This window comes from Streptomyces sp. CB02414 (assembly GCF_001905385.1).
GTDB lineage: Bacteria > Actinomycetota > Actinomycetes > Streptomycetales > Streptomycetaceae > Streptomyces.
The window spans coordinates 347,404-370,153 of sequence record NZ_LIPF01000007.1 but is presented as its reverse complement, the minus strand read 5'-3'; the positions used below and the strand labels follow the sequence as shown (position 1 = coordinate 370,153).

Annotated in this window: 19 protein-coding genes and 2 pseudogenes; 8 read left to right on the top strand and 13 right to left on the bottom strand. The window is 72.3% G+C overall.

Annotation, left to right across the window (positions count from 1 at the left end):
• Positions 1–42 precede the first annotated feature (42 nt).
• Both AMK11_RS24070 and AMK11_RS24065 read right to left on the bottom strand, forming a co-directional pair.
• On the bottom strand, positions 43–279 hold the full coding sequence (locus AMK11_RS24070) for a hypothetical protein (protein WP_241847063.1): 237 nt from the start codon (positions 277–279) through the stop codon (positions 43–45).
• A 346-nt stretch (positions 280–625) separates the two neighbouring features.
• Complete coding sequence (locus AMK11_RS24065) at positions 626–1,009, bottom strand: winged helix-turn-helix transcriptional regulator (protein WP_073730091.1); 384 nt, start codon at positions 1,007–1,009, stop codon at positions 626–628.
• A 100-nt stretch (positions 1,010–1,109) separates the two neighbouring features.
• On the opposite strand from AMK11_RS24065, the gene AMK11_RS24060 reads away from it, so the two are divergent.
• Entirely contained in the window at positions 1,110–1,511 is a 402-nt protein-coding gene (locus AMK11_RS24060) for a RidA family protein (RefSeq protein WP_107429739.1), read from the top strand.
• 17 nt (positions 1,512–1,528) lie between these two features.
• On the opposite strand, the gene AMK11_RS24055 is transcribed toward AMK11_RS24060, so the two are convergent.
• On the bottom strand, positions 1,529–2,431 hold the full coding sequence (locus AMK11_RS24055; RefSeq protein WP_073730089.1) for an aminoglycoside phosphotransferase family protein: 903 nt from the start codon (positions 2,429–2,431) through the stop codon (positions 1,529–1,531).
• 63 nt (positions 2,432–2,494) lie between these two features.
• Between AMK11_RS24055 and AMK11_RS24050 the strand changes: the two are divergent.
• Positions 2,495–2,647, top strand: a pseudogene (locus AMK11_RS24050) (RNA polymerase subunit sigma-24); the annotation flags it as partial.
• Here AMK11_RS24050 and AMK11_RS24045 read toward each other — a convergent pair.
• Positions 2,625–3,221, bottom strand: a complete 597-nt coding sequence (locus tag AMK11_RS24045) for a TetR/AcrR family transcriptional regulator (RefSeq protein ID WP_073730088.1) — start codon at positions 3,219–3,221, stop codon at positions 2,625–2,627. The pseudogene AMK11_RS24050 and the gene AMK11_RS24045 sit on opposite strands and share 23 nt — an antisense overlap.
• A gap of 92 nt (positions 3,222–3,313) precedes the next feature.
• Here AMK11_RS24045 and AMK11_RS24040 point away from each other — a divergent pair, with 92 nt between their 5' ends.
• Both AMK11_RS24040 and AMK11_RS24035 read left to right on the top strand, forming a co-directional pair.
• Positions 3,314–3,736: a nuclear transport factor 2 family protein gene (locus AMK11_RS24040; RefSeq protein ID WP_073730087.1), complete on the top strand. Its 423-nt coding sequence runs from the start codon at positions 3,314–3,316 to the stop codon at positions 3,734–3,736.
• Positions 3,733–4,611: an NmrA family NAD(P)-binding protein gene (locus tag AMK11_RS24035; protein WP_073730086.1), complete on the top strand. Its 879-nt coding sequence runs from the start codon at positions 3,733–3,735 to the stop codon at positions 4,609–4,611. The genes AMK11_RS24040 and AMK11_RS24035 overlap by 4 nt, the downstream gene beginning before the upstream one ends.
• On the opposite strand, the gene AMK11_RS24030 is transcribed toward AMK11_RS24035, so the two are convergent.
• On the bottom strand, positions 4,589–5,296 hold the full coding sequence (locus AMK11_RS24030; protein WP_073730333.1) for a 2-phosphosulfolactate phosphatase: 708 nt from the start codon (positions 5,294–5,296) through the stop codon (positions 4,589–4,591). The two genes, AMK11_RS24035 and AMK11_RS24030, sit on opposite strands and share 23 nt — an antisense overlap.
• Positions 5,297–5,430: 134 nt before the next feature.
• Between AMK11_RS24030 and AMK11_RS24025 the strand changes: the two genes are divergently transcribed.
• Both AMK11_RS24025 and AMK11_RS24020 read left to right on the top strand, forming a co-directional pair.
• Positions 5,431–5,979: a pyridoxamine 5'-phosphate oxidase family protein gene (locus AMK11_RS24025; RefSeq protein WP_073730085.1), complete on the top strand. Its 549-nt coding sequence runs from the start codon at positions 5,431–5,433 to the stop codon at positions 5,977–5,979.
• Between the two features lie 98 nt (positions 5,980–6,077).
• Positions 6,078–6,416: pseudogene (locus AMK11_RS24020) on the top strand (ABC transporter ATP-binding protein); the annotation flags it as partial.
• A gap of 101 nt (positions 6,417–6,517) precedes the next feature.
• Here AMK11_RS24020 and AMK11_RS24015 read toward each other — a convergent pair.
• From AMK11_RS24015 to AMK11_RS24005, 3 genes are read right to left on the bottom strand one after another with little or no spacing between them, the layout of a single operon-like run.
• Positions 6,518–7,315: an inositol monophosphatase family protein gene (locus AMK11_RS24015; RefSeq protein ID WP_073730083.1), complete on the bottom strand. Its 798-nt coding sequence runs from the start codon at positions 7,313–7,315 to the stop codon at positions 6,518–6,520.
• Between the two features lie 24 nt (positions 7,316–7,339).
• The gene (locus AMK11_RS24010; RefSeq protein ID WP_073730082.1) at positions 7,340–9,346 is read right to left on the bottom strand and encodes a CocE/NonD family hydrolase; all 2,007 of its coding nucleotides are present in this window, start codon (positions 9,344–9,346) and stop codon (positions 7,340–7,342) included.
• 32 nt (positions 9,347–9,378) lie between these two features.
• The gene (locus AMK11_RS24005; RefSeq protein ID WP_073730081.1) at positions 9,379–10,884 is read right to left on the bottom strand and encodes a peptide MFS transporter; all 1,506 of its coding nucleotides are present in this window, start codon (positions 10,882–10,884) and stop codon (positions 9,379–9,381) included.
• A 176-nt stretch (positions 10,885–11,060) separates the two neighbouring features.
• On the opposite strand from AMK11_RS24005, the gene AMK11_RS24000 reads away from it, so the two are divergent.
• Positions 11,061–11,861 carry a VOC family protein gene (locus AMK11_RS24000; protein WP_073730080.1) on the top strand — a complete coding sequence of 267 codons (801 nt, stop codon included), beginning with the start codon at positions 11,061–11,063 and terminating at the stop codon, positions 11,859–11,861.
• Between the two features lie 22 nt (positions 11,862–11,883).
• Here the strand turns inward: AMK11_RS24000 and AMK11_RS23995 are convergent, their stop codons facing one another.
• Complete coding sequence (locus AMK11_RS23995) at positions 11,884–13,065, bottom strand: serine hydrolase domain-containing protein (RefSeq protein ID WP_073730079.1); 1,182 nt, start codon at positions 13,063–13,065, stop codon at positions 11,884–11,886.
• 201 nt (positions 13,066–13,266) lie between these two features.
• On the opposite strand from AMK11_RS23995, the gene AMK11_RS23990 reads away from it, so the two are divergent.
• Positions 13,267–13,845: a dihydrofolate reductase family protein gene (locus AMK11_RS23990; RefSeq protein WP_073730078.1), complete on the top strand. Its 579-nt coding sequence runs from the start codon at positions 13,267–13,269 to the stop codon at positions 13,843–13,845.
• Between the two features lie 18 nt (positions 13,846–13,863).
• Here AMK11_RS23990 and AMK11_RS23985 read toward each other — a convergent pair whose 3' ends face one another.
• The 4 genes from AMK11_RS23985 to AMK11_RS23970 form a co-directional block, all read right to left on the bottom strand.
• Positions 13,864–16,260 (bottom strand): SpoIIE family protein phosphatase, encoded by a 2,397-nt coding sequence (locus tag AMK11_RS23985; RefSeq protein ID WP_073730077.1) that lies wholly within the window; start codon positions 16,258–16,260, stop codon positions 13,864–13,866.
• A gap of 72 nt (positions 16,261–16,332) precedes the next feature.
• Positions 16,333–18,960 carry a SpoIIE family protein phosphatase gene (locus AMK11_RS23980; protein ID WP_073730076.1) on the bottom strand — a complete coding sequence of 876 codons (2,628 nt, stop codon included), beginning with the start codon at positions 18,958–18,960 and terminating at the stop codon, positions 16,333–16,335.
• A gap of 86 nt (positions 18,961–19,046) precedes the next feature.
• A complete protein-coding gene (gene betT, locus AMK11_RS23975; protein WP_073730075.1) occupies positions 19,047–21,167 on the bottom strand; it encodes a choline BCCT transporter BetT in 2,121 nt (706 codons plus the stop codon).
• Positions 21,164–22,726 carry a GMC family oxidoreductase gene (locus AMK11_RS23970; RefSeq protein WP_073730074.1) on the bottom strand — a complete coding sequence of 521 codons (1,563 nt, stop codon included), beginning with the start codon at positions 22,724–22,726 and terminating at the stop codon, positions 21,164–21,166. The genes betT and AMK11_RS23970 overlap by 4 nt, the downstream gene beginning before the upstream one ends.
• Positions 22,727–22,750 lie beyond the last annotated feature (24 nt).

Below are 22,750 nucleotides of genomic sequence, written 5' to 3'. Positions count from 1 at the left end.
CACGGACTCGGTGACCGACAGCCCGCGTACGGGCGCGCGCGGCTACCCGGCGGGGTCCTCTTCCGCCTGCCGTACGGCGCGATGGACCGCCTTCTCGACCGCTTCCACCGACTGGCCGCCGGCCGCGGCGTGATCGGCGATCGCCGCCCGTGCCGCCTGGGCGGCCTCCTGCCAGGCCCGTTGCTGTGCTTCGAACTCCTCGCCGTCGAGTCCGGCGAGCCGCGCGCGCTGTTCTTCCGCCGCCCGCTCAAGGCTGATCAGGTCCTCGGGAATGTCCACACCGCCGATCCTAGGCTCGGCCGCGGCCGGGCTCGGGCCCCGACCCGCGGGGTCGGCCCTCGGAGCGTCCGCGGGAGTTGCGCCCTCGGGGCGGCGAACGGGCAGGGCAACGGTGACCGGCCGTGAGGAGCCCGACCGGCTCGTGCCGCTCACGCCGACGGAGCCAGCCGTCTGGCCTTCCAGCTCGCGGACCGGTTTCCCCGTACGACGTGACCGGTGCACGACGTCCCCGTCCCCATGCAGGCGCACCTCGATCTCACGGTGCCCAGCACCGGGGAACTCACCCGGCAGCGCCTGAGGGCACAGGAGGAGGCATGACGCGGCGCCTCGCTTCCGGCGCGCCCTGTCACTCGCCGAACCTGCGACGCGCCTCTTCGATGCGGCCGAGGTACTGGTGGGTCCAGCCGCACATGGCGTCGACCGTGGTGCGCAGCGCCCGGCCCGGCTCGGTGAGCGTGTACTCGACCCGCGGCGGCACCGTGGGGTACACCGTCCGCTCCAGCAGACCGTTGCGCTCCAGCATGCGCAGGTTCTGCGTCAGCATCTTGTGGCTGACGCCCTCCACTTCGTCGCGCAACTCGCTGAAGCGCAGGGTGCGCTCGCCGAGCGCTTCGATGATCAGGAGCGCCCACTTGTTGGCGACGTCCGAGAAGATCTCCCGCGCCAGGGAGTCCGCGCGCCGCAGGTCCGCGTCCTCGGGCAAGCCCTTGAGCAGCTGTTTGGTCACCATCTGGTTCCTCAGTCACCGAAAAGTGCGTTCTTCCAGGTCGGCGCTCACTCTCCTACAGTTCTTCAGTAACCACAAGAGAGTGAACCGAAGGGTGAGCACGTTGACTGCCATGGACGTCTTCAACCACCGTGTGCCGGTCGAGAGCGAGTTCGGCTACGCGCAGGCGATCAAGTCCCGCGATCTGATCCACGTCTCCGGACAGCTCTCGCTCGACGCGGCGGGCGAGTTCGTCCACGCGGACGACTTCGCCGCCCAGCTCGAGCAGACGTACACCAACGCCGACAAGGTCCTGGACCACTTCCGCGTCACCCGGAACCAGGTCGTCTCGCAGACCCTGTACGTGGTGGACCTGCGGCAGAACGCCGCGGCGACGGCGGCGGGCAACCTGGCGTACTTCGGTGAACACCGCCCGGTCAGCACGGTCGTCGGCGTCACCGAACTGACCTTCCCCGGCCAGGTCGTCGAGATCGCCTTCGTCGTGGACGAGAAGCTGCCCGCCTGACCCCGGGCCCGGCGCGTCTACACCGGGGCGCCCCGGAGAACACGGTCGAGCGCCGCCCGGCCCGCGGGGCCCCACACCGGCTTGCCGCCGGGCAGTCCCCGGTCCCCGTTCCGGCCGATCAGCATGAGGACGAGGCCCTTGAGGGCGGCCAGCCCGCGGGCGCGCCGGACGGTCCCCCCGTCCGCCCGCGCGTACACGTCGAAGAAACGTGCGGCGGCGCCCTCGGGAAGGACCACCCACGCGGCCGCGAGGTCCCACGCCGGATCGCCGGCGAACAGGTCGCCGAAGTCGACCACGCCCGAGACGGTTCCGTCCGAGACGACGACGTTCGCGGGATGCAGATCACCGTGCACCCACACCGGCGGGCCCGCCCACTCGGGGGCTGCCACGGCGTCGTCCCACACGGCCCGGAGGCCGTCGGCGATGTCACCGGGGGCGACGGCCTCGAAGAAGTGGTCGAAGCCGTCCGTGCACTCCTTGGGGTGCCCGCCGCGGTCCGAACCGGCCGGCGCCTCGGCGGGCGCCGGAACGTGCAGCGCGGTGAGGAAGTCCGCCAGCCGGCCGGCCGCGTGGTCACCCCGGCTGATCCGACTGTGGTCCAGCGGCTCGCCGGGGACCCACGTCATGACCGTCCACGGCTTGGGGAAGCGCGCGGACGGTTCGCCGGTCCGCACCGGTTCCGGGACCGGGAGCGGCAGGCGCGGGGCCAGGACGGGCAGCCACTGGCGCTCCTTGCGCTGGAGACCCGGGGCCCGCTCCGTACGGGGCACGCGCACGGCCAGCTCGCTCCCGAGGCGCCACTGCTGGTTGTCCCATCCGCCCGCCACCTCACGGATGGCAAGGTCCGCGAGGTCGGGGTGCTGCTCGCGCAGCAGTTCGCGGACCAGGTCCGCGGTGATCTCGGATGCGGAGTCGGTCATGAGACGTCACAGTACTGGTCAGGCGGGGACCGTCCCCTCCACGAGAACCTCGCGGAAGACTTTGCCGCGGTGGCGGCGTACCTCCACGAACGCGACGGCGATCCGGCGACGGCGGCACGGCTGTACGCGGAGGCGGCCCGCAAGGCGTCCAGCCTCGCCGAGCGCGACCATCTGACGCGCCGGGCGGCCCGGCTCAACGCCCGTCGGCGTCGCTGACGGCCAGGACCCTGCCGGTGAACTCCGCCAGTCGCCTGCGCAGCCTTTCCCGCGGCACGCCCTCCTGACCGGCGAGATGCTCGACGAGGTCGGCCCGGACCGCGGCGAGCAGGGCGTGAGCGGTGAAGTCGCGGTCGGGCAGTCCGGGGATCTGCTCCAGTACCGTCCGGAGCAGGGCGTGCCAGCGCGCGTAGTGCTCCGCCCCGTACGGGCTGCCGGCGCCGCCGTCCTCCAGTGCCAGCGCCAGGCGACGGTTGTCGTACTTGAAGCACAGGACGGCGTCGAGCAGGGCGGCCACCCGCTCCCTCGGCTCAGTGGCGGGCCCCAGCGGCGGCGGGCCGGACTCGACGGCCTCCCCGACCGGTTCGAGCCGCCTCTCGTACAGCGCGCGGAGCAGTCCCGGCCGGTCGCCGAACGCCCTGAAGAGCGTGCCCTTGCCGACGCCGGCGGCGGCCGCGACGTCGGCCATGGTGACGTCCTCCGGGCTGTCGCGCCCGGCGAACAGGGCGTCGGCTGCCGCGAGGACGGCCTCCCGGTTGCGGGCGGCGTCCTTGCGGGGCCTGCGCTCGGCCATGGTGCTGCTCCTTCGTTTGCAAAGCGGACCCGGGGTCCGTATCGTCGTTGAAACGGACCCGTGGTCCGGATTCTACGAGATGGAGGACACCCATGTCCGCACCGACCTCACCGGCGGATCTCTACCGCCACAGCCTGCGGCTGCTGCTCGACAAGGACATCGCCGCATGGACCGGCCTGTGGGCCGACGACGGAGTCATGGAGTTCCCGTTCGCCCCCGAGGGCTGGCCGGGACGACTGGAGGGGAAGGAGGCCATCGGCGCCTACATGCGCGGCTATCCCGACCACATCGATCTGCGCGACTTCCCGGAGCTGCGCATCCACCGGACCGTCGAGCCGGAGACCCTCGTCGTCGAGATGCGCGGCGTCGGCCGCCTCGTGAGGACCGGCGCGCCCTTCGACATGACCTACATCGCCGTCGTGACCGTGGAGGGAGGGCGCTTCACCTCGTACCGCGACTACTGGAACCCGCTTGCCGTCCTCGAACCCGGCGCGGACTTCCGGAGTGGCCGATGACCGCCACCGGCACCACTTTGGTCATAGGTGCCACCGGTACCACCGGCAGCCGCACGGTCGCGCGGCTGACCGCCGCCGGACACCGCGTCAGGGCGGCGAGCCGCCGTGCCACCCCGGTCCCCGGTGCCGAGCCGGTCCCCTTCGACTGGTACGACTCCGCCACCCACCCCGCGGCCCTCGACGCGGTCGACCGCCTCTACCTCGTACCGCCCGTCGGCGACGCCGACCCCGCGGCGACCATGCTGCCCTTCCTCCGGCGGGCCGTGACCGGAGGTGTCCGCCGTGCGGTCCTCCTCGGCTCCTCGGCCGTCCGGGAGGGCGGCCCCGCGGTGGGGGAGGTCTACGGGGCGGTACGGGAACTGTTCGAACAGTGGGCGGTGCTGCGCCCGTCGTGGTTCATGCAGAACTTCACCGGTACACACGAGCACGCCCGGAGCATCCGCGAGGACGGCGCCATCCGGACGGCGACCGGAGCCGGCCGGACCGGCTTCGTCGACGCCGAGGACATCGCGGCCGTCGCCTTCCACGCCCTGACCGACGAGCGGGCCCCCTGCACCGATCTCGTCCTGACCGGACCGGAGGCGCTCACTCATGACGACATCGCCGCGATCATGACCGACGTCACGGGCCGCCCGGTGGTCCACCACCGGCTGACCCACGAGGAGATGACCGAGCGTCTCACCGCGGTGGTGCCGCCGGAGTTCGCCGCCATGCTGGCCGGCCTGGACCGGGCGATCGCCGAAGGGGCGGAGGACCGCGTCACCGACACCGTCCGGCGCGTGACCGGCCGCGCCCCGGGCGGCTTCCGCGCCCACCTGGAGGGGGAACTGCGCCGACGCGGCCGGGCCGCGATCAGCCCGCCGCCGCGCCGGTAGGGGCAGGGTCCGCGCCCGGGCGCAGGACCATGAGCGGGCCTTCCGGGGCCGCCACCATGGCGAAGGGGAAGCGGTCGAGTTCGAGGCAGAGCGCGACGTCGTCGGGATGGGTTCCCCGACGCACGCCCGTCGTCAGCTCGACGGCGGCCCGGGAGGCGGCGGCCCGGCGCAGGAACCCGGAGGCGTCCGTCTCCGCGCCGCTGGCCCGGCGCGCGATGTACTGGGCGCACGCCAGGTCCTCGTCGGCGCGCCCGTCCTCGCCGGTGACCACGAACGTGACGCGGTCGCACGCGCGCGTGCGCAGGAGCCGGGCCGTCGCCTCGGCCACCACGAAGCCGGCGCACAGCACCAGCGACGCGTCCTTGACCGCGAGGGCGCCGACCGTCCCCGCCGTGGTCTTCTGTACGACGGTCCGCCCGGCGAGGTCGACGGACCGCAGCAGACCCGGCGAGTTGACGGCGTCGAACCCGGGCTGGGGCGGACCGTCCTTGATCGCCGCCCAGTCCGGGTGGCGCGCCTTCAGGGCCAGGGCTTCGTCCAGCGACTCGGCGAGGACGATCCTTTCCGCACCCCGGGCAAAGGCCCAGGCGGCCACGGTGTATGCGCGCATGACGTCGACCACGACCGCCACGGAGGGGATTCCGGTTCCGACCAGGTCGGCGATGCCGACGAAACGAGCGTCCATGCCGTCATGATCGCGTACGCCGACGGTGCCGGACAGTGAATTCACCGTCGGCACCGCGGCGTTGGGTGCCCGGGGCCGCGGCCGCACCGGCGAGCCTCGCCCCGTGCCCCGAAGCGGAGGGGGAGGATTCCGGCATGACACCGAAGCATCCCAAGACCGAGCTCGACGCCCGCTACAGCGCCGCACTCAACCCGCGCCCGGGCGCGGAGGACGTCACCGCCACGGAATGGGCCGAGGCCGAGCGCCGACTGCGCGCCGCCGAGATCTTCTGGATCACCACGGTCCGGCCGGACGGCCGCCTCCACGTCACTCCGCTGATTGCCGCCTGGCACGACGGCGCGCTCCACTTCAGCACCGGGTCGGGGGAACAGAAGGCCAAGAACCTGGCGGGCAACGCCCATTGCGTACTCACCACGGGGAACAACACGTTCTCCGAAGGCCTCGACATCGTGGTCGAGGGCACGGCGGAGCGGGTGACGGATCCGGCAAGGCAGGACGAGGTCATCGCCGCGTTCGAGGAGCAGTACGGGGACCGCGTCGCCTCGCCGGAGGGGCCCTTCCACGGCTTCGGCGACAGCATCCGCGAGGGCAACGACCTGCTGTTCGCGGTGGCGCCCGGCACGGCGTACGGCTTCGGGCACGACGGCCAGGTGTTCAGCCACACCCGCTACACCTTCGCCTGACCGCCGGCGGATGTCCGGTTCTCGCCTGTCCGGGGTAAATGCCTGGACTGGTGGCGGGTCTTGTAGGGAAACTTCCGGGTCTGAACTCCGGGAGTGTGATGACGCAGACAGCCGCACACGTGACGGCGCCGGGCAGGGGCGCGGTCGTTCTCGCCCTGCGGTGCTACGGCAGGGAACTCCTCCGGCTGCGACGGCCGGCCCTGCCGGCGCTGCTGCTGCCCGCCGTGGGCAACATCGGGATCCGCTACGTGGCGCCCCTGCTGGTCGCCAAACTGGCAGGACAGGCAGCCGACGGCGGTGGTCTCACGGTCGGCTCGGCACTGCCCTACGTGCTCGGCTTCGGTGCGGTGCTGCTGCTCGCGGAGGCCGTGTGGCGGGTCGGTCAGCACTGCCAGCAGGGCAGCCACAGCGAACTGCTCGCCGCCGACGGCGCCTACGCCAGGCTCTGGCAGCACCAGTCGGGCGGCTTCCTCGGCGAGAACGCCGCCCCGGCGCCCGACGGCGACGCCCCCGGCGAGGACCTCGCGAGGCAGTACAGCTAGCCGCTGCCCGCGATCATCGACATCAACAGACCGTGGGTCTCCGCGTCGGCGGCCACGACCAGCCCGCGGCCCGCCCGGCCGAGCGGTCCGCCGTCGATGCCGGTGACGACGCAGCCGGCGGCCCGGCACACGGCGATGCCGGCGGCGAAGTGCACGCTGCCGGACAGGTCCCCGCCGTCGGTGACGTACGCGGCCCGCCTGCCGGCCGCCACCCACGCCAGTGCGAGGGTCGTCGACACGACGCGCGGCCGGAACCGCTCGGCGAACGCCGGGTGGGCCAGCAGGTCCACGGCCCGGAACCCGGGCGCGCTCGGAAACGGCGGGTCGAGATTGACGTCGACCAGCCGGGCGGCGGACGTGGGCGTCAGCTCTACGTCGACCTCGTCCTGCCGCACCCACGCGCTCTCACCGTCCGTGCGGAAGACCTCGTCGCTGAACGGGTCGGCCACGGCCGCCGCTCCCCGGCGCAGCGCCACGTTGACGGCCACCAGCATGCTGCCGGAGGCGTAGTTCAACGTGCCGCACAAGGGGTCCACCAGCCACTCGCGTACGGCGGCGGCCGGACCTCGCCGCCCGCCCTCCTCGCCGAGCACCGCGTCATCGGGCCGGGCGGCACGGATGACACCGACGATCGTCTTCTCGGCCTCCACGTCGGCGGCGGTGGCGAAATCCCCCGCGCCCTTGTCGGTCCGGGACAGCCGCCGGCCGTACATGCGGCGCACCACGTCCGCACCGGCACCGGCCGCGGCCGCCGCGACCCCGGCGTCGTCGAGGCTCTCGTACGAGCTGGTCATGCCGCGCAGCGTACCGACGAGAGGTCAGCGGGCGACCCGCGGGACGCGCCTCTCCCAACTGCGCCGGAAGACGATCTCCTCGCCGTCGCGGCACACCACCTCGTTCGACGTGACGAAGTCCTCGGCGTCGCAGGTGATCTCCGACCTGGTCTCGACCCGGACGTCCCAGGCACGCTCCGGCCGGCGCAGACGCACGGTCCACTCGGACCCGGCCCGCGCCGACAGCGGGTCGTCCTCCCGGACGGTGTACGTCTCCAGCGCGTCCTCGGTGAACTCCAGGCCGTCCGGGTACACGCGGGTGCCGCCGTAACGCGGATCGACCTCCAGCCGCCATTCGCCCTTGGCGACATCGCGCACCACCAGCCGCTCCGGGCGCTCCTCCCCCTCGGCCGGCGGCACGGTGACGCGCAGCGGCTCGGACTGCTCGGGCGGCTCGAAACGGATGCCGGCGTCCTCCGGGTGGGCCCCGCCGTCCCGCACGGGCAGTACGAGTGCCGACCCGGCCGGTTCCAGCACGAAGCCGTCCTCGGAGCCCGCCTGCGGCCAGATCCACGGCCAGTAGGCGGAGGAGACGGCGAGGCGGATGCGGTGCCCGGCGGGGAAGCTGTGGCCGATGCCGTTGAGCTGGAAGGTCACCGCCTGCGTCGCCCCGGGCGGCCAGGGCACGTTGCGGTCCCGGCCCTCGCGGGCGGCGAGGTTGAGCGCGCCGCGGGTCACGAGGGTCGACGAGCCGTCCGGCGCCACGTCGCACAGCCGGGCCACGACCTGCCCGTAGGGCACGTCCATCCGCAGCCGCAGCGTCACCTCGGGACGGCCGAGGATCTCCACCGGGCCGCCGGTGACGGGGAACTCGAAGCACGCCGAGCGGGCGTCCTCCTCGCGCTGGTCGGGCGGCAGGTCGGCGTCGTTGCCGAAGGGGAAGAAGCGGCCGGCGTCGATGCCGGTGTGCTGGGGCGAACGCACGACGACCGGGTCACCGCCGAGGGCGTGGGGCGTGGGGGCCGTGTACGGGGAGGGCCAGGCGGGGTCGCCGACCCAGCGGCCCGGCAGTTCCGGGTAGACGGTGGCCGGGCGGTGCGACTCGCTGATCCAGGAACGGAGCAGCGGCTCCTCCATCACGCCGGTGTCCCGGCCCTTGAGGTGCTGGTCCCACCAGCGCAGCGTCTCCTGGAGGAAGCCGATCGCCGGGCCCGGCGGCAGCCCGCGGTCCGGGTACTGGTGCGACCAGGGGCCGATCAGCCCGCGCACCCGGTCGCCGGGCAGGTGCTCCACGAGCCGGAGCACGGTGTCGCGGTACGGGTCGTGCCAGCCGCCGACGGCGAGGACGGCGGCGTCGATCGCGGAGTAGTCCTCGCAGACGCTGCCGTGCTGCCAGTACTCGTCACGGAGCTGGTGGGACAGCCAGGTGTGGATGAACGGGTCGACCGCCTCCAGCCGCCGCAGCCACATCCGCCGCCACTCCTCCCCGGCGTACTCCGGGTCCGGCGGACGGCAGACGAAGGCGAGCATGGTCGAGGCCCAGGCGTGCATGTCGACGCCGAGCACCGAGCCGCCCATGTAGTGCACGTCGTTGTCGTACCGGTCGTCCGCGGAGCAGACGGTGACGACTGCCTTCAGCGGTTCGGGCGCCAGCGCGGCGATCTGGAGCGAGTTGAAGCCGCCCCAGGAGATGCCGAACATGCCGACCTTGCCGTCGCACCAGGGCTGCGCGGCCAGCCACTCGACGACCGCGACACCGTCGGCCAGCTCGGTGGCGTCGTACTCGTCGCCGGGCAGGCCCTCGCTGTTGCCGTGTCCGCGCACGTCGACGCGGACGGAGGCGTAGCCGTGGCCCGCGTACCAGGGGTGGCGCTGGCTGTCCCGGGGCGCGGTCCAGTCGCTGAGCCGGTACGGCAGGTACTCCAGCAGGGCGGGGACCGGCTCGTCGGTGACCGGACGCCACACGCGTGCGTAGAGGCGGGTGCCGTCCGGCAGGGGGATGCGGATGTCCTCGTGGGTCGTCTCGTAGGGGAAGTCGGTGCGGATGCGCATGGGGAGGTACACCTTCTGGCGGGCCGGGTGGGTCAGTGGACGGGGTGCATCGTGCGCCGCAGCCACGGTGCGAGGGCGACGACGACCAGGCCGAGGACGACGGCGATCGCGCCGTTGACGCCGAAGTACGCGGGGTGGGACACGTCGTCGTAGATCTTCACCACCTGGGCCTGGATGCCGTTGGCGAGGGCGAGGGAGAGGAACCACAGGGCCATGGTCTGGCTGGAGAAGGCCTTCGGCGCCAGCTTGCTGCTGGCCGACAGACCCGAGGTCTCCAGGAGCACGTCGCCGAGGCCGAGCAGCAGGTAGGAGCCGACGATCCACCAGGCGGCCATCCGGTAGTCGGTGCCCTCGTGCCCCGAGGTCGGCAGCACCATGAGGAGGAACGACAGGCCGCCGAGGATCACGCCGAGCGCGATCTTGTTCGAGGCGTGCGGCTGGCGGCGGCCCATCCGCACCCAGACGGCGGCGACCACGGGCGCCAGCGCCACCTCGAAGGCGCCGAGCGCGGAGGCGTACCAGCTGGAGGGGAAGTCGAACCCGAGGATGCTGGTGTTCGCGTTCGTGGAGGCGAGCAGCATCATCGTCGAGTACGCCTGGAAGAGGATGAAGTTGAACACCACCGAGGCCAGGAAGAGCACGATGTAGGGCCGCAGCCGCCCGCGTTCCTCCGCGGTGACCCGGGGGCTGGTGAACATGACCCAGAAGTAGACGACCGGCGCGATCACCGAGACGAGCGTGAGGACGTCGACGAACCGTCCCATGGTGAGCCAGCCGGCCCCCGCGAGGACGCCGCACAGCACGGCGAAGGCCACGGCCCCGGCGGCCATCAGCCACACGGCCCGCCGCATGGCCGCCGGCGCCAGGGCGAACTCGGCGGCGTGCTTGCGTCCGGCGAGGTGCCGCCGTCCGGCGATGTACTGGATCAGCCCGAGGGTCATGCCGAACGCGGCGGCCGAGAAGCCCCAGTGCCAGCCCTGGTGCTCGCCCAGCCAGCCGGTGATCAGCGGGCCGGCGAACGCGCCGATGTTGATGCCCATGTAGTACAGCGCGAAGCCCGCGTCGCGGCGGTCGTCGTCGGTGCGGTACAGCTTGCCGACCATGGCGGCCACGTTGGGCTTGAGCAGCCCGGTGCCGGCGCTGATCAGGCCCAGGCCGACCCAGGTCATGGTGGCGGTCGGCACGGCCATGGAATAGTGGCCCAGCGCGATGAGGATGCCGCCCCACAGGACCGCCCGGTAGGAGCCGAGGATGCGGTCGGCGAGCCAGCCGCCCCCGACGGAGACCAGGTAGACGAGGGTGCCGTAGGCCGCCGACACGGACGCGGCGGTGCCCGCGTCCATGCCGAGGCCGTCGTTCGCCACCGAGTCGGCGAAGTACAGGACCAGGATCGCCTGCATGCCCAGGAACGAGAACCGCTCCCAGACCTCCAGGGCCGACAGCGTCAGCAGCCCCTTGGGCTGTCCGAAGAAGGCGCGGTCGTCCTCGGACGGCGGCTGCTCGTCGTCGGCTGTCACGGGGTGGGCACTGTCTGTCATGATTCCTGTCGCCGGTCGGGGAAGGTTCGCAGGTCAGGAGATCAGGGATCATGCGCGCTTCGCAACTGCGACGTTCGCGTGCCCCTGTGGACCGGTGACCCTTCGCGGGCCGAGGGGCGGTTGTCAGTGGTGGGTGTCAGGCTGGGAGGACACAGGAACTGCGAAAGGGAATCGCCGTGATCACCACTGATTTCGCCTCCGGCTCGCCCTGTTGGATCGACCTCGGCGTCCCGGACGTTCCGGCCGCCGCGGCGTTCTACCGCGCGGTCCTGGGCTGGGAGTACGAGTCCATGGGTGGCGGGGGAGAGGGGCCGGAAGGCGGGATGTTCCGCAAGGACGGCGGGATCGTCGCCGGCCTCGGCACCCTCACCGAGGAGGGCGCCCGCCCGGCCTGGATGATCTACCACTCCGTGGCCGACGCCGACGCCACGACCCGGGCGGTGGAGGGCGCGGGCGGCACGGTGCGGGTGGCGCCGATGGACCTCGAGGACTGGGGCCGGATGGCGCAGTACAGCGATCCGCTGGGCGGCCAGTTCGCCGTCTGGCAGCCGGGGAAGACCAAGGGTGTCGAGCGGGTGGACCAGCCGGGCTCGCTGTGCTGGACGGAGCTGTACACGAGCGACGCCGCCGCGGCCAAGGAGTTCTACGGCGGGGTCTTCGGCTGGCAGTTCGGTGACATGGAGATGCCGGGCGGCGGGGGCACGTACACGCTCATCACCCCCGCCGGGCAGCCCGAGGAGCGGATGCACGGCGGGCTGATGCAGCTGAGGGAGCAGGACCTCGCCCTCGCGGGCGGCCGGCCGTACTGGCACCCGGTCTTCGCCGTCACCGACTGCGACGCCGCCGTCGCCGCGGTCACCGGGAACGGCGGCAGCGTGCAGATGGGCCCGGAGGACGCGGAGGGCGTCGGCCGGCTGGCGGTCTGCCTCGATCCGGCCGGCGCGGACTTCGTGGTGCTCCAGCCGAGCGAAGGCTGACACGGGCCGCTTCGGACCACGCTCAGGACGCGGACGGCTTCTTCCCGCAGAACGCCGCCTCCAGGGTGCCGCCGAGCGCCGTGTTGGCCTGGCCCCGGTTCGAGGTGTTCGCCATCGCGGAGAGGCCGCGCCTGCCGTCCCGGGTCGCGAACGCGTAGGTGTAGTAGCCCTGGACGGCGCCGGTGTGCCCGTACACCCGCGTGCCGCAGGTGAGGTCGTAGCGGCGCAGGCCGAGCCCGTAGAACCGGGTGTTCGTGGCGTCCGTCGGGGCGACGGTGGTCATGGCGTCGAGCATGCGGGGCGGCAGCAGCCCGCCGCGCATCAGCGCGGTCATGAAGGTGGTGAGGTCGGCGGGGGCGGAGATGACCGCCCCCGCCGACTGGGCCCACGACACCGTCTGCTCCGTGGAGTCCACCAGTGGGGCGCCGGCCTCGTCGGGGTGGAGGTACCCGCGCACACGCAGGCCCGCGATCCGGGTGTCGGGATGCACGTACGAGGTGTCGCGCAGCCCGAGGGGGCCGATGATCCGCTGCTGGTACGCGCGCGCCACCGGCCGGCCGGTGACCTCCTCGACGAGCATCCCGGCCACCACGAAGTTGGTGTTCGAGTACTTGTACGCCGCACCGGGCTCGGTGGTGCGCGGCTCGGCGAGGGAGAGGTCCACGAGTTCCCGCTGGCTGAATACCCGGTTGCGGACGGCCTCGAAGCCGGGCACGGTCTCGTGGAACATCCGGTCTGTGTAGTCCGCCAGTCCGCTGCGGTGGGTCAGCAGGTGCCGCACCGTGATCCGGTCGTCGGCCAGGAGCCCGGGCAGGTAGCGGTCGACCGGGGCGTCGAGCGCGAGCCTGCCCTCGTCGACGAGTTGCAGCACCACGACGGCCGTGAAGGTCTTGCTGACACTGCCGACGCGGAAACGCGCCCGGACGTCCATGGCCGCGCCCGAGGTACGGTCGCGGACCCCGGCCGTCCGGGCCCGGACCCCCTCCGGGCCGGTGAACCTGGCCATCGCGCCCGGCGCTCCCTCGGCCACGGCGGCGTTCAGGGCAGCGGCCACGCCCGCCATGTCGGGGGACGGGGCGGCGGCCCGCGCCGCCACGGGGGAGGCGGGGGCGCCGTACGCCACGGGGGAGGAGGCCACCCCTCCGGCGAGCGCGGCGATCAGGGCGGCACCTGCGGTCAGGCGGCGACGCGGTGATGACGGCACGTCAGTCCTCGTTTCGTGAGCGGGGAGCCGAAGATCGTGCGGCTCCGGTCCCGGCCAAGTGTGCTGGGTACCGCAGTCCCGCTCAGGCGTTTCGAGGGCGTTCACACCTCCGTGTCGCGACCGTCCCGGCGGGACGATGACTTTCGGGCTCCGCGTCGGTCATCACCGGTACGCACACGTACTTCGGGAAGGACAAGGCCGATGCCGGACCTCATGGTGGACTTCATCATCTCGCTCGACGGCTACGGGGCCGCGGACGGCTGGCCGGGCCTGTGGGGCATGGACGTGCCCGAGTACCTCGCCTGGCTCGACGAGGACTCCGCGGGCGAGTGCACCACGCTGATGGGCGCGACGACGTACCGGCTGATGTCGGGCTTCGCCGCCGAGATGGCCGACGACCCCCTGTTCGTGAAGCTCACGGCGGCGCCGAAGGTGGTGTTCTCCTCGACCCTTGAGTCCCCGCCGGCCTGGGCCAACACGGAGCTTGTCCGCGGGGACGCCGCCGAGACCGTGCGGGACCTCAAGCGGCGCGGCTCCCGGCCCCTGCGCACCCTCGGCAGCGTCAGCCTGTGCCGGTCGCTCCTGCGGGCCGGTGTGGTCGACCGGTTCCGGGTGGTCGTCTTCCCGGTCATCACCGGCGCCACCGGGAAGGACCGCATCTTCGACGCGTACCCGGACGTCGCCCTGGACCTGGTCGAGCACCGCACCTTCGACGGCCGGCTCCAGCTGCTGGAGTACGCCCCCACGGTGCTCGACGGCCCGCCCGGCACCGGTGCCTAGCCGACGCGGGGCGGCCCGTCAGCCCGGTCCGGGGAGGGCCTGTTCGGTCCAGATTGTCTTGCCGGAGCCGGAATAGCGGGTGCCCCAGCGCTGGACGAGTTGCGCGACGATGAACAGCCCTCGCCCGCCCTCGTCGTCCTCGCCGCTGTGCCGCAGATGCGGTGACGTGTGTCCGGTGTCGGCGACCTCGCACCACAGGGTGCGGTCACGGATGAGGCGCACCTGGACCGGCCCTTCGGCGTACCTGACGGCGTTGGTCACCAGCTCGCTGACGACCAGTTCGGTCGTGAAGGACAGTTCCTCCAGGCCCCACCGGTGCAGTTGCCGCGTGGTCAGGTCCCTGAACCGTCCGGCGGTGACCGGTTCGGCGGGAAGCTCCCATGCGGCCACCTGCGTGGTGTCGAGTTCGCGGGTGCGGACGAGCAGCAGCGCGGTGTCGTCGGCCGTCGACCCGTCCGGCAGGAGTTCCGCCACCACCCGGTCGCACAGTTCGTCCAGCGACGCGCACCGCTCGCTCAGGACCCGCCCCAGGACGGCGAGCCCGTGATCGATGTCGCGGTCGCGGGCCTCGACCAGGCCGTCCGTGAAGAGGGCCAGCAGACTGCCCACCGGCAGTTCGACCTCCATGGACTCGAACGGCAGGCCACCGAGGCCCAGGGGCGGACCGGCCGGCAGGTCCGGGAAGGACACCCGGCCGTCGGGGGCGACGACCGCCGGCGGCAGATGCCCGGCCCTGGCCATGACACAGCGCCGCGAGACCGGGTCGTAGACCGCGTAGAGACAGGTCGCCCCGGTGGTCACATCGGCGTGGGTGCCGTCCGGCATGCCCATCTCCCCCCACTGCTCCTCCGCCGACTGCGCCACCAGGTCGTCGAGCCGCGACAGCAGCTCCACCGGGTCCATGTCCATCTGCGCGAACGCGTGGACGGTCGTACGCAGCCGCCCCATGGTGGCGGCCGCCTGCAGCCCGTGGCCGACCACGTCCCCGACCACGAGTCCGACCCGGGCCCCGGACAGCGGAATGACGTCGAACCAGTCACCGCCGACACCGGTCACGTCGTCCGTGGGCAGGTACCGGTAGGCCAGGTCGCCCGCCGACCCCTCGGGCAGCTTCTGGGGCAGCAACTGGCGCTGCAAAGTCAGCGCGGCGGTGCGCTCACGGGTGAACCGCCGGGCGTTGTCGATGGACACGGCCGTACGGGCGACCAGCTCGTCGGCCAGCGCCACCTCGCCGCCGTCGAAGACGGCCGCTCCGGAGCCGCGGACGAAGGTGACCAGTCCCAGCATGCCGTCACCCGCCCGGAGCGGCACGACGAGAGTCGTGTCGTCGAGCACGAGCCCGCCGGAGGAGAGACAACGGTCCTGCGGCGAACCGGACGGGTACTCCACGGGCGAGCGCTCCGGGACGGGAGAGGACGTCGCTCCCGGACCCGCGGCGGCGTCGTCCTCGGCCGAGCAGCGGGCGGCCCGGACCAGCGGCGCCTGCGTCACGCCGCTGCCGGCCGGAACCTCGCCCTCCAGTACCTCGCCCGCCAGGTCGACCGTGACCGTGGAGGCGAAACCCGGCACCGCCACCTCGGTGACCTTCCGGGCGGTGACCATCACGTCGAGGGCGGTGCCGATCCCGCGGCCCGCCTCGACGAGCAGGGCGAGCCGCTGCTGCGCCCGGTGGCGGTCGGAGATGTCGAACGCGTCCTCGCAGACCCCGAAGACGTGGCCGTCGGCGTCCTGGAGCCGGTAGTAGGCGCAGGACCAGAGGTGGTCCGTTTCCGGATCGCTGGGCGGCCTGCCCCGGAAGTGCAGGTCCAGGAAGGGCTCCCCGGTGTCGAGCACCCGGCGCATGACGGCTTCCAGTGTGGGCGGATGCCCCTTGGTCACGAACCTTCCACCGGCGTACAGCTCATCGGCCCGGTGCCCCCGGAACTCGGCGAACGGACGTCCGATCTCCCGCTCGTACGCCGTGTTGCACCAGATCAGACGCAGATCGGTGTCGTAGACGGCCAGGCCGACCGGTGACTGGGTGGCCAGTCCGTCGAACAGGGCCAGCCGGAAGTCCCACAGCCGGAAGTCCGTCAGCTCGGTGGCGATGAGAACGCGCTCCGCCGTGGCGGAGCCGGACAGGGGAGACACCGCGGTGGCGAGCACCAGCTCGAGCCCGTCCCGCCTCCGGGCGGTGCGCGTCTCGTTCCCCCGGAGGCGGTGGGACAGCGGGGCGACCGAGGCGCTCGGGCCGGCCGACAGGAAGGCGGACAGGGGACGGCCGACGACCTCCTCCGGCCGGTAGCCGAGCAGCCGCTCCGCCGCCGGGCTCCACCCGACGACCGTGTCCTGGGCGTCGATGACCATCGTGGCAGCCCTGGAGACGTCGAGAGGACCCCGCAGGTCAGCGTTCTCGTCCGCGTTCCATGCAGCCATAGCCGGTACCAGCCCCGTTCCTCCCCTACAGAATCCGCCGTCCCCCGGGCGGGCACAACCGCAGCCCCGCGGTCACAGTTCGTCGAGGTCCGGGAACGCGGCGAGGTCGGGAAGCGCCCCCTCGGCCGAGGGCGGTTCCGTCAGGGACTGCTCCGTCCACACGACCTTGCCGGTCGCGGTGTAGCGCGTCCCCCAGCGCTGGGCGAGCTGCGCCACGAGGAACAGTCCGCGTCCGCCCTCGTCGGTCGTGGCCGCCCGGCGCAGATGGGGGGAGGTGCTGCTGCCGTCGGACACCTCGCAGATCAGCGCACGCTCGTGGAGCAGCCGCACGTGGATCGGTTCCGAACCGTGCCGGATGGCGTTCGTGAGCAGTTCGCTGAGCACGAGTTCCGTCGTGAACGCGAGGTCGTCCAGCCCCCAGGCGGCCAGTTGACGGCTGCACGCGTTGCGCACCGTGCCGACGGCGGCCGGGTCACGGGGGACGTCCCAGTCGGCGACGTGCGAGCGGTCCAGCAGCCTGGTACGGGCGACGAGCAGCGCGACGTCGTCGCGGCGGTGCTCGGGCAGCAGACCGCCGAGCACCGCCTCGCAGATCTGCTCCGGAGTACGCTCCTGCGCGCCCGCGAGGGTGCCGCGCAGCATCGCCAGCCCCGTGTCGATGTCGCGGTCGCGCCGCTCGACCAGACCGTCGGTGTAGAGGACGAGGGTGCTGCCCTCGGGCAGGCGCAGCTCGGCGGACTCGAAGGGGAGGCCGCCCAGCCCCAGGGGCGGGGCGAGCGGCACGTCGGGAGTCTCGACGGTGCCGTCGGGGTGGACCAGCATGGGGGCGAGGTGCCCGGCCCGGGAGATGCCGCACAGGCCGGAGACCGGGTCGTACACCGCGTAGAGGCAGGTGGCGCCGGTGACCGCCTCCCCGCTACGGCCCTCGGGATCCTCCTGGTCGAGACGGCTCACCAATTCGTCGAGGTGGGTGAGGAGTTCGTCCGGGGGGAGGTCGAGCGTCGAGAAGTTCTGCACGGCGGTGCGCAGCCGGCCCATGGTCGCCGCCGCGTGCAGTCCGTGCCCGACGACGTCACCGACCACGAGCGCCACCCGGGCACCCGGCAGGGGAATCACGTCGAACCAGTCGCCGCCGACCCGTGCCTGCGCGGGCAGGTAGCGGTAGGCGATGTCGAGGCCGCTCTGGTGCGGCAGGGCGTGCGGCAGGAGACTGCGCTGAAGGGTCTCCGCCATCGTGTGCTCGCGGGTGAAACGGCGGGCGTTGTCGATGGCGACCGCGGCACGGGCGGTCAGCTCCTCGGCGAACGTCAGGTCCTCCTGGCCGAACGGCTCCGAGGTGTCGGTGCGCCAGAAACGCGCCAGGCCCAGAGGGACGCCGCGGGCCTGCAACGGCACCGTGACCAGTGAGCGAATGCCGTACGCGCGGACGCCTGCCGGATCGGTCTCCAGCACCGCGGCCCCACCGGTCGGCGCGTCCGCGACGTCGGACGGAACAACGCTGCCGACGGGCCGGAACGGGTGGTCCGCCCGGACACCGCGCAGTACCGCGCGCCGCATCTCCCCGGGGGCGCCGGGCTCCTCGCCGCGCGTCACGGCGCCCAGCAGGTCGACGGTGACGAAGTCGGCGAACCGCGGAACGGCCACATCCGCCAGCTCTTCCGCCGTCCGGACCACGTTCAGGGAGGTGCCGACGCGCACCCCTGCCTCATGGAGGATGTTCAGCCGCTCGCGGGCCACCTCCGCCGTGCCGGCCAGTGCCCGCAGCTCCGTGGTGTCCCGCAGGGTCGCCACGTTCCCGGAGGGGCCGCCGTAGGGGGCGGTGCGCCTGGTGTTGACGGACACCAGGCGGTCCCCGGCGAGGTGCACCTGGTCCGTCACGGGACGGTCGGAGCGGAGGAGCCCGACCGTGGCGGGGTTCAGGCCCAGTTCCGTGATGTGCCGCCCGTCGCAGTCCTCCGGCAGGTCCAGCAGCCGTCGCGCCTCGTCGTTGGCCAGGACCAGCCGGCCGTCGCCGCCGGTGATGAGCACCCCCTCGCGGACGGCGTGCAGCACCGCGTCGTGGTGTTCGTACATCCGGGTCATCTCGCTCGGCCCGATGCCCCGCGTCTGACGACGCAGCCGTCGGCTGACCAGGGCGGCGCTGCCGACGGCGAGGACCAGCGCGACACCGGCCGAAGCCACGATCACCGGGATCTGGCCCCGCAGGGACTCCCCGACCGTCTCGAGACTCACCCCTGCCGCGACCAGCCCCAGGACCGATCCGCCAGCACCGGTGACCGGCACGACCGCACGCGCCGCGTCCGACGGATCGCCCTCGTAGATCTCGGTGAACGGCTCGCCCCTCGCCGCTCGCTCCACACCGCCCGCCCGTTCACCGATCAGTCCCGGGTCGGTGTCGGCGTAACGGGTGCCGTCCGGCGCCATGACGACGATGAAATCCACCCCTGTGCCCTTGTGGGCCGCTGCCACGTGCGGCTGCAACCTGGCCGTCGGGTCGTCGGACCGCAGCGCCGCGGCGATGCCCGGGGAGTGCGCGAGCGTCTCCGCCACAGCGCGTGACCGCGCCTGCGCGTCCTGTTCGGCGTCGTTTCGTGCCTGGAGGGTGAGTCCCGCGACGGCCGCCACGATGAGGATCACGGCGACGACGACCTGCAGGAAGAGCACCTGCCCCGCGACGCTGCGCCCACGCAAGCCCTGCATGCACCCTTTGTAGCACTTTCCTGCTGAATGCCCCGTAAGCGCATGACGGTGGATGCCGAACGGCCCACACGACTCCGTCGCCCGGACTACTCCGGAAGGTGCGCCTCAGGGTCGTCGGGACGGTGGTCGGGCAGGGCCGACCGGGCGGCCGCCTCGTGGTGCAACCGCAAGAACTCCAGATGGCGCTCGTACTGGTCGAGCACGTCGGCGATGAGCTGCTCCCTGGTGTAGCCCATCACGTCGTAGCCCTGGTTGCCCTCGGACAGCCGGACCTCGAAGCGCACATAGGTGTCGTGGGTGCTGACCGAACGGGTCGCGAACCCGGGGGTCGGCATCTCCACGGGCCACACCCGGTAGACGAACACGTCGCTCGGCCCGATCGGTACCTGCAGGCCGGTGTGCGAGAGGCCGTTCTCCTCGCTCACGCCTTCCAGGAGCGTGGCCTGCGCGCCCTGCTCCCGCAGCTCCTCGGCGACGTCGCGGAAGGCCGGACGGCACACGTCGTCGACGAAGCGGAGAGCCGCCCGCCGGCCGGGGAACGTCGTGGCCCGCGCCAGCCGCTGCCGCCAGTTCCGCGTCCCCGGTGGGCCCTGCTGGGTGGTGCGCCCGGACAGCGACGCCGGGAGCGAGGTGGTGAGCGCCTCCTCCCGCATGCGTTCGGTGCGCAGCGCCAGATAGAGCCCGATCATGATCAGGAACATGACGACGGAGAAGGGCAGCCCCATGATGATGGTGGCGTCGGTCAAAGCCTGCACGCCTCCCACGAGGAGCATGGCGAGGGTGAGCAGGCCTGTCGTCAGGGCCCAGAAGATGCGCAGCCAGGGAGCGGCGTCCGTCACCGGGGTCGGCAGCTCGGAACTGAGATTGCCCATGACGAGCGCACCGGAGTCCGCGGAGGTCACGTACAGCAGCAGCCCGACGAACGTCGCGAGGCCGGCGCTGAACAACGCGCCCGGGTACTGCTCCAGCAGCCCGTAGAAGCCCTGCTCGGGCAGGGCCATCGCGGTCCGGCCGAACTCGGTGTTCCCGTCCCGCACGACGAACAGCGCGCTGTTGCCGAAGACCGCCAGGAAGAGACCGGTGAACAGGAACGGGATGATCAGCGTCGCGGCGACGAACTGACGCAGGGTGCGGCCGCGGGAGATCCGTGCCAGGAACAGGCCCACGAACGGCGCCCAGGCGATCCACCAGGCCCAGAAGAAGAGCGTCCACGCGTTCAGCCACTCGGTGGGCTGGTCGTAGGCGAAGGTGTTCAGGGTCATCGAGGGGAAGCCGCTGACGTAGTCCCCGACGTTCTGGACCAGCGCGTTGAGCAGCCGGAAGGGTTCGCCCACGATCAGGATGTAGAGCATGAGCAGGACGGCGAGGAGGACGTTGAGCTGGGACATCCGCCGGATTCCCTTGTCGACGCCCGCCACGGCGGACACCGTGGCCATCACCACCGCCACCACGATCAGCGCGATCTGCGCGGGCAGCCCCTCCGGTACGTCGAACAGGACCTTCAACCCGTAGTTGAGCTGTACGACGCCGATGCCGAGCGACACCGAGATGCCGAACACGGTGCCGATGATGGCCGCCAGGTCCACGGCGTCGCCGATCCGCCCGTGGATGCGGCGGCCGATGACCGGATAGAGCGCGGAGCGGATCGCCAGCGGCAGCCGGTAGCGGAAGGCGAAGTAGCCCAGCACCATGCCCATGAGGGCGTACATGGCCCAGCCGGTGATGCCGTAGTGGAACAGCGTCCACACCACCGCCTGGCGTGCCGCCTCGATGGTCTCCGGGGAGCCCTGCGGCGGCGCGAGGTAGTGGCTGACCGGACCGGCGACGGAGAAGAACATCAGGTCGATGCCGATGCCCGCCGCGAACAGCATCGCCGCCCAGGCGAACAGCCCGTAGTCCGGCTTGTAGTGCTTCGGGCCCAGCTTGACCGTGCCGTACTTGGACACTCCGATGAAGACGACGAACACCAGGTACAGCGTCGCGGCGAGGAAGTAGTACCAGCCGAACCAGGACGAGATCTTGTCCACGGCGACGCCGATGGCCTTCTCCGCCCCGGAGGGCGTGACGATCGCCCACGTCGAGATCGCGAGGATCAGCGCGGCCGAACCGAAGAAGACGACGGGCTTGAGCGTGCCCGAGCCCGCCGGGGCGGCTTCCTCGGCCGCTTCCTCCGGTGTGTGAGGGACGTGCTGCGGGCCGCCGGTCATGACTGTCTCCGCGGCCCGGAGCGGCCGGTGAGCAGGTCGGCGGCGCGTTCGGCGACGAGCAGCACCGTCACCATGGGGTTGATGGTGGGCATGGTCGGGAACACCGACGCGTCCACGACGCGTACGCCGTCCACGCCGCGCAGCCTCAGCTCCGGGTCGCAGACGGCCATCGGGTCGTCCGCCGCCCCCATCCGGCAGGTGCCCGCCGGGTGGTAGACGGTGTGCGCGGCACGGCGCCCGTACTCCGACAGATCGGCGTAGGAGGTCACGTCGGGGCCGGGCGCCACCTCGCGCACCAGCCAGTCGCGCAGCGGGTCGGTGGCGGCGACCTCGCGGGCCACCCGCAGACCGTCGACGATGGTGCGCTCGTCGTGTCCTTCGGGGTCGGTGAAGTAGCGGAAGTCGAGCGCGGGATGCTCGGCGGGGTTGCTGCTGCGCAGCCACATGCGTCCGGTGGACCGGGCGCGCGGGACGTTCGGCGTCATGCACACCCCGTGTTCCGGGGCGGGGTAGCCGAGGCGTTCGGTGTTGACGGTGAACGGCACCTGGTAGAAGTGGAACATCAGGTCCGGCCGCGGCTGTCCCGCCTCGCGCCGCAGGAACAGTCCGGCGTCGGAGTCCATCGCGGAGTTCGGCGGCAGCGGGCCGGCCGTCTCCCAGACGATCACCGACTCGGGATGGTCCAGCAGGTTCTCGCCCACCCCGGGCAGGTCGGCCCGCACGTCGATGCCCAGGCCGCGCAACTGGTCGGCGGGTCCGATGCCGGAGAGCATCAGCAGCCGCGGGGTGTCGACGGCTCCCGCGCACAGGAGCAGTTCCCGTTCCGCGCGCACGGTGGCGGGGAGGCCGTCGGGACCGCGGACGGCGACGCGGGTCGTCCGCCCCGTCTCGTCGGTCAGCAGACGGTGGGCCCAGGTCTCCAGGCGGACGGTGAGGTTCGGGCGGTCGAGCACCGGGTGCAGGTAGGCGACGGAGGCGGAGGAGCGCAGGTTGCCCTCCGGCTCGTAGGCCAGGGAGAAGAAGCCGGCGCCGTCGGCGAAGGGCTCGGCGTTGAAGTCGTCGATCACCGGAACGCCCAGGGCGCTCGCCGCGGCGGTGACGAAGTCCTTCGCGATGGGATTGCGGTCCGCCTCGGCCACCGGCACGATGCTGGTGCGCAGCCGGTCCCGGTAGGGCAGGACGGTCCCCGGGTCCCAGCCGGCGCAGCCCCGGGCCACCCAGTCGTCGAGGTCCTGGGGGAGGGGCAGGAAGCTGATCAGTGTGTTGTGGGACGAGCAGCCGCCGAGCACGCGGGCACGCGAGTGCAGGATGTGGGAGTTGCCGCGCGGCTGCTCGACGGTGGTGTAGCCGTAGTCGAACTCCGAGCCGAGCAGGTTGATCCAGTTGCGCAGGCGCAGGATCCGGTCGTCCCCGACGTCGCTGGGGCCGCCCTCCACGACGCAGACGCGGCACTCGGGGTCCTCGCTCAGGCGCGCGGCGAGCACGCAGCCGGCGGTGCCGCCGCCGACGATGACGTAGTCGTAGGCGGTCTCCGGACCGTGCGGGGTGGGGTTGGCCATCGGGTGCCTTTCGTCCGTCCAAGT

Excerpts from the sequence above, each read along its gene's own strand:
- AMK11_RS24065 (WP_073730091.1), bottom strand. The coding sequence starts at position 1,009 with ATGGTGACCAAACAGCTGCTCAAGGGCTTGCCCGAGGACGCGGACCTG.
- AMK11_RS24055 (WP_073730089.1), bottom strand. The coding sequence starts at position 2,431 with ATGACCGACTCCGCATCCGAGATCACCGCGGACCTGGTCCGCGAACTG.
- AMK11_RS24045 (WP_073730088.1), bottom strand. The coding sequence starts at position 3,221 with ATGGCCGAGCGCAGGCCCCGCAAGGACGCCGCCCGCAACCGGGAGGCC.
- AMK11_RS24040 (WP_073730087.1), top strand. The coding sequence starts at position 3,314 with ATGTCCGCACCGACCTCACCGGCGGATCTCTACCGCCACAGCCTGCGG.
- AMK11_RS24035 (WP_073730086.1), top strand. The coding sequence starts at position 3,733 with ATGACCGCCACCGGCACCACTTTGGTCATAGGTGCCACCGGTACCACC.
- AMK11_RS24030 (WP_073730333.1), bottom strand. The coding sequence starts at position 5,296 with ATGGACGCTCGTTTCGTCGGCATCGCCGACCTGGTCGGAACCGGAATC.
- AMK11_RS24025 (WP_073730085.1), top strand. The coding sequence starts at position 5,431 with ATGACACCGAAGCATCCCAAGACCGAGCTCGACGCCCGCTACAGCGCC.
- AMK11_RS24015 (WP_073730083.1), bottom strand. The coding sequence starts at position 7,315 with ATGACCAGCTCGTACGAGAGCCTCGACGACGCCGGGGTCGCGGCGGCC.
- AMK11_RS24010 (WP_073730082.1), bottom strand. The coding sequence starts at position 9,346 with ATGCGCATCCGCACCGACTTCCCCTACGAGACGACCCACGAGGACATC.
- AMK11_RS24005 (WP_073730081.1), bottom strand. The coding sequence starts at position 10,884 with ATGACAGACAGTGCCCACCCCGTGACAGCCGACGACGAGCAGCCGCCG.
- AMK11_RS23990 (WP_073730078.1), top strand. The coding sequence starts at position 13,267 with ATGCCGGACCTCATGGTGGACTTCATCATCTCGCTCGACGGCTACGGG.
- AMK11_RS23985 (WP_073730077.1), bottom strand. The coding sequence starts at position 16,260 with ATGGCTGCATGGAACGCGGACGAGAACGCTGACCTGCGGGGTCCTCTC.
- AMK11_RS23980 (WP_073730076.1), bottom strand. The coding sequence starts at position 18,960 with ATGCAGGGCTTGCGTGGGCGCAGCGTCGCGGGGCAGGTGCTCTTCCTG.
- betT (WP_073730075.1), bottom strand. The coding sequence starts at position 21,167 with ATGACCGGCGGCCCGCAGCACGTCCCTCACACACCGGAGGAAGCGGCC.
- AMK11_RS23970 (WP_073730074.1), bottom strand. The coding sequence starts at position 22,726 with ATGGCCAACCCCACCCCGCACGGTCCGGAGACCGCCTACGACTACGTC.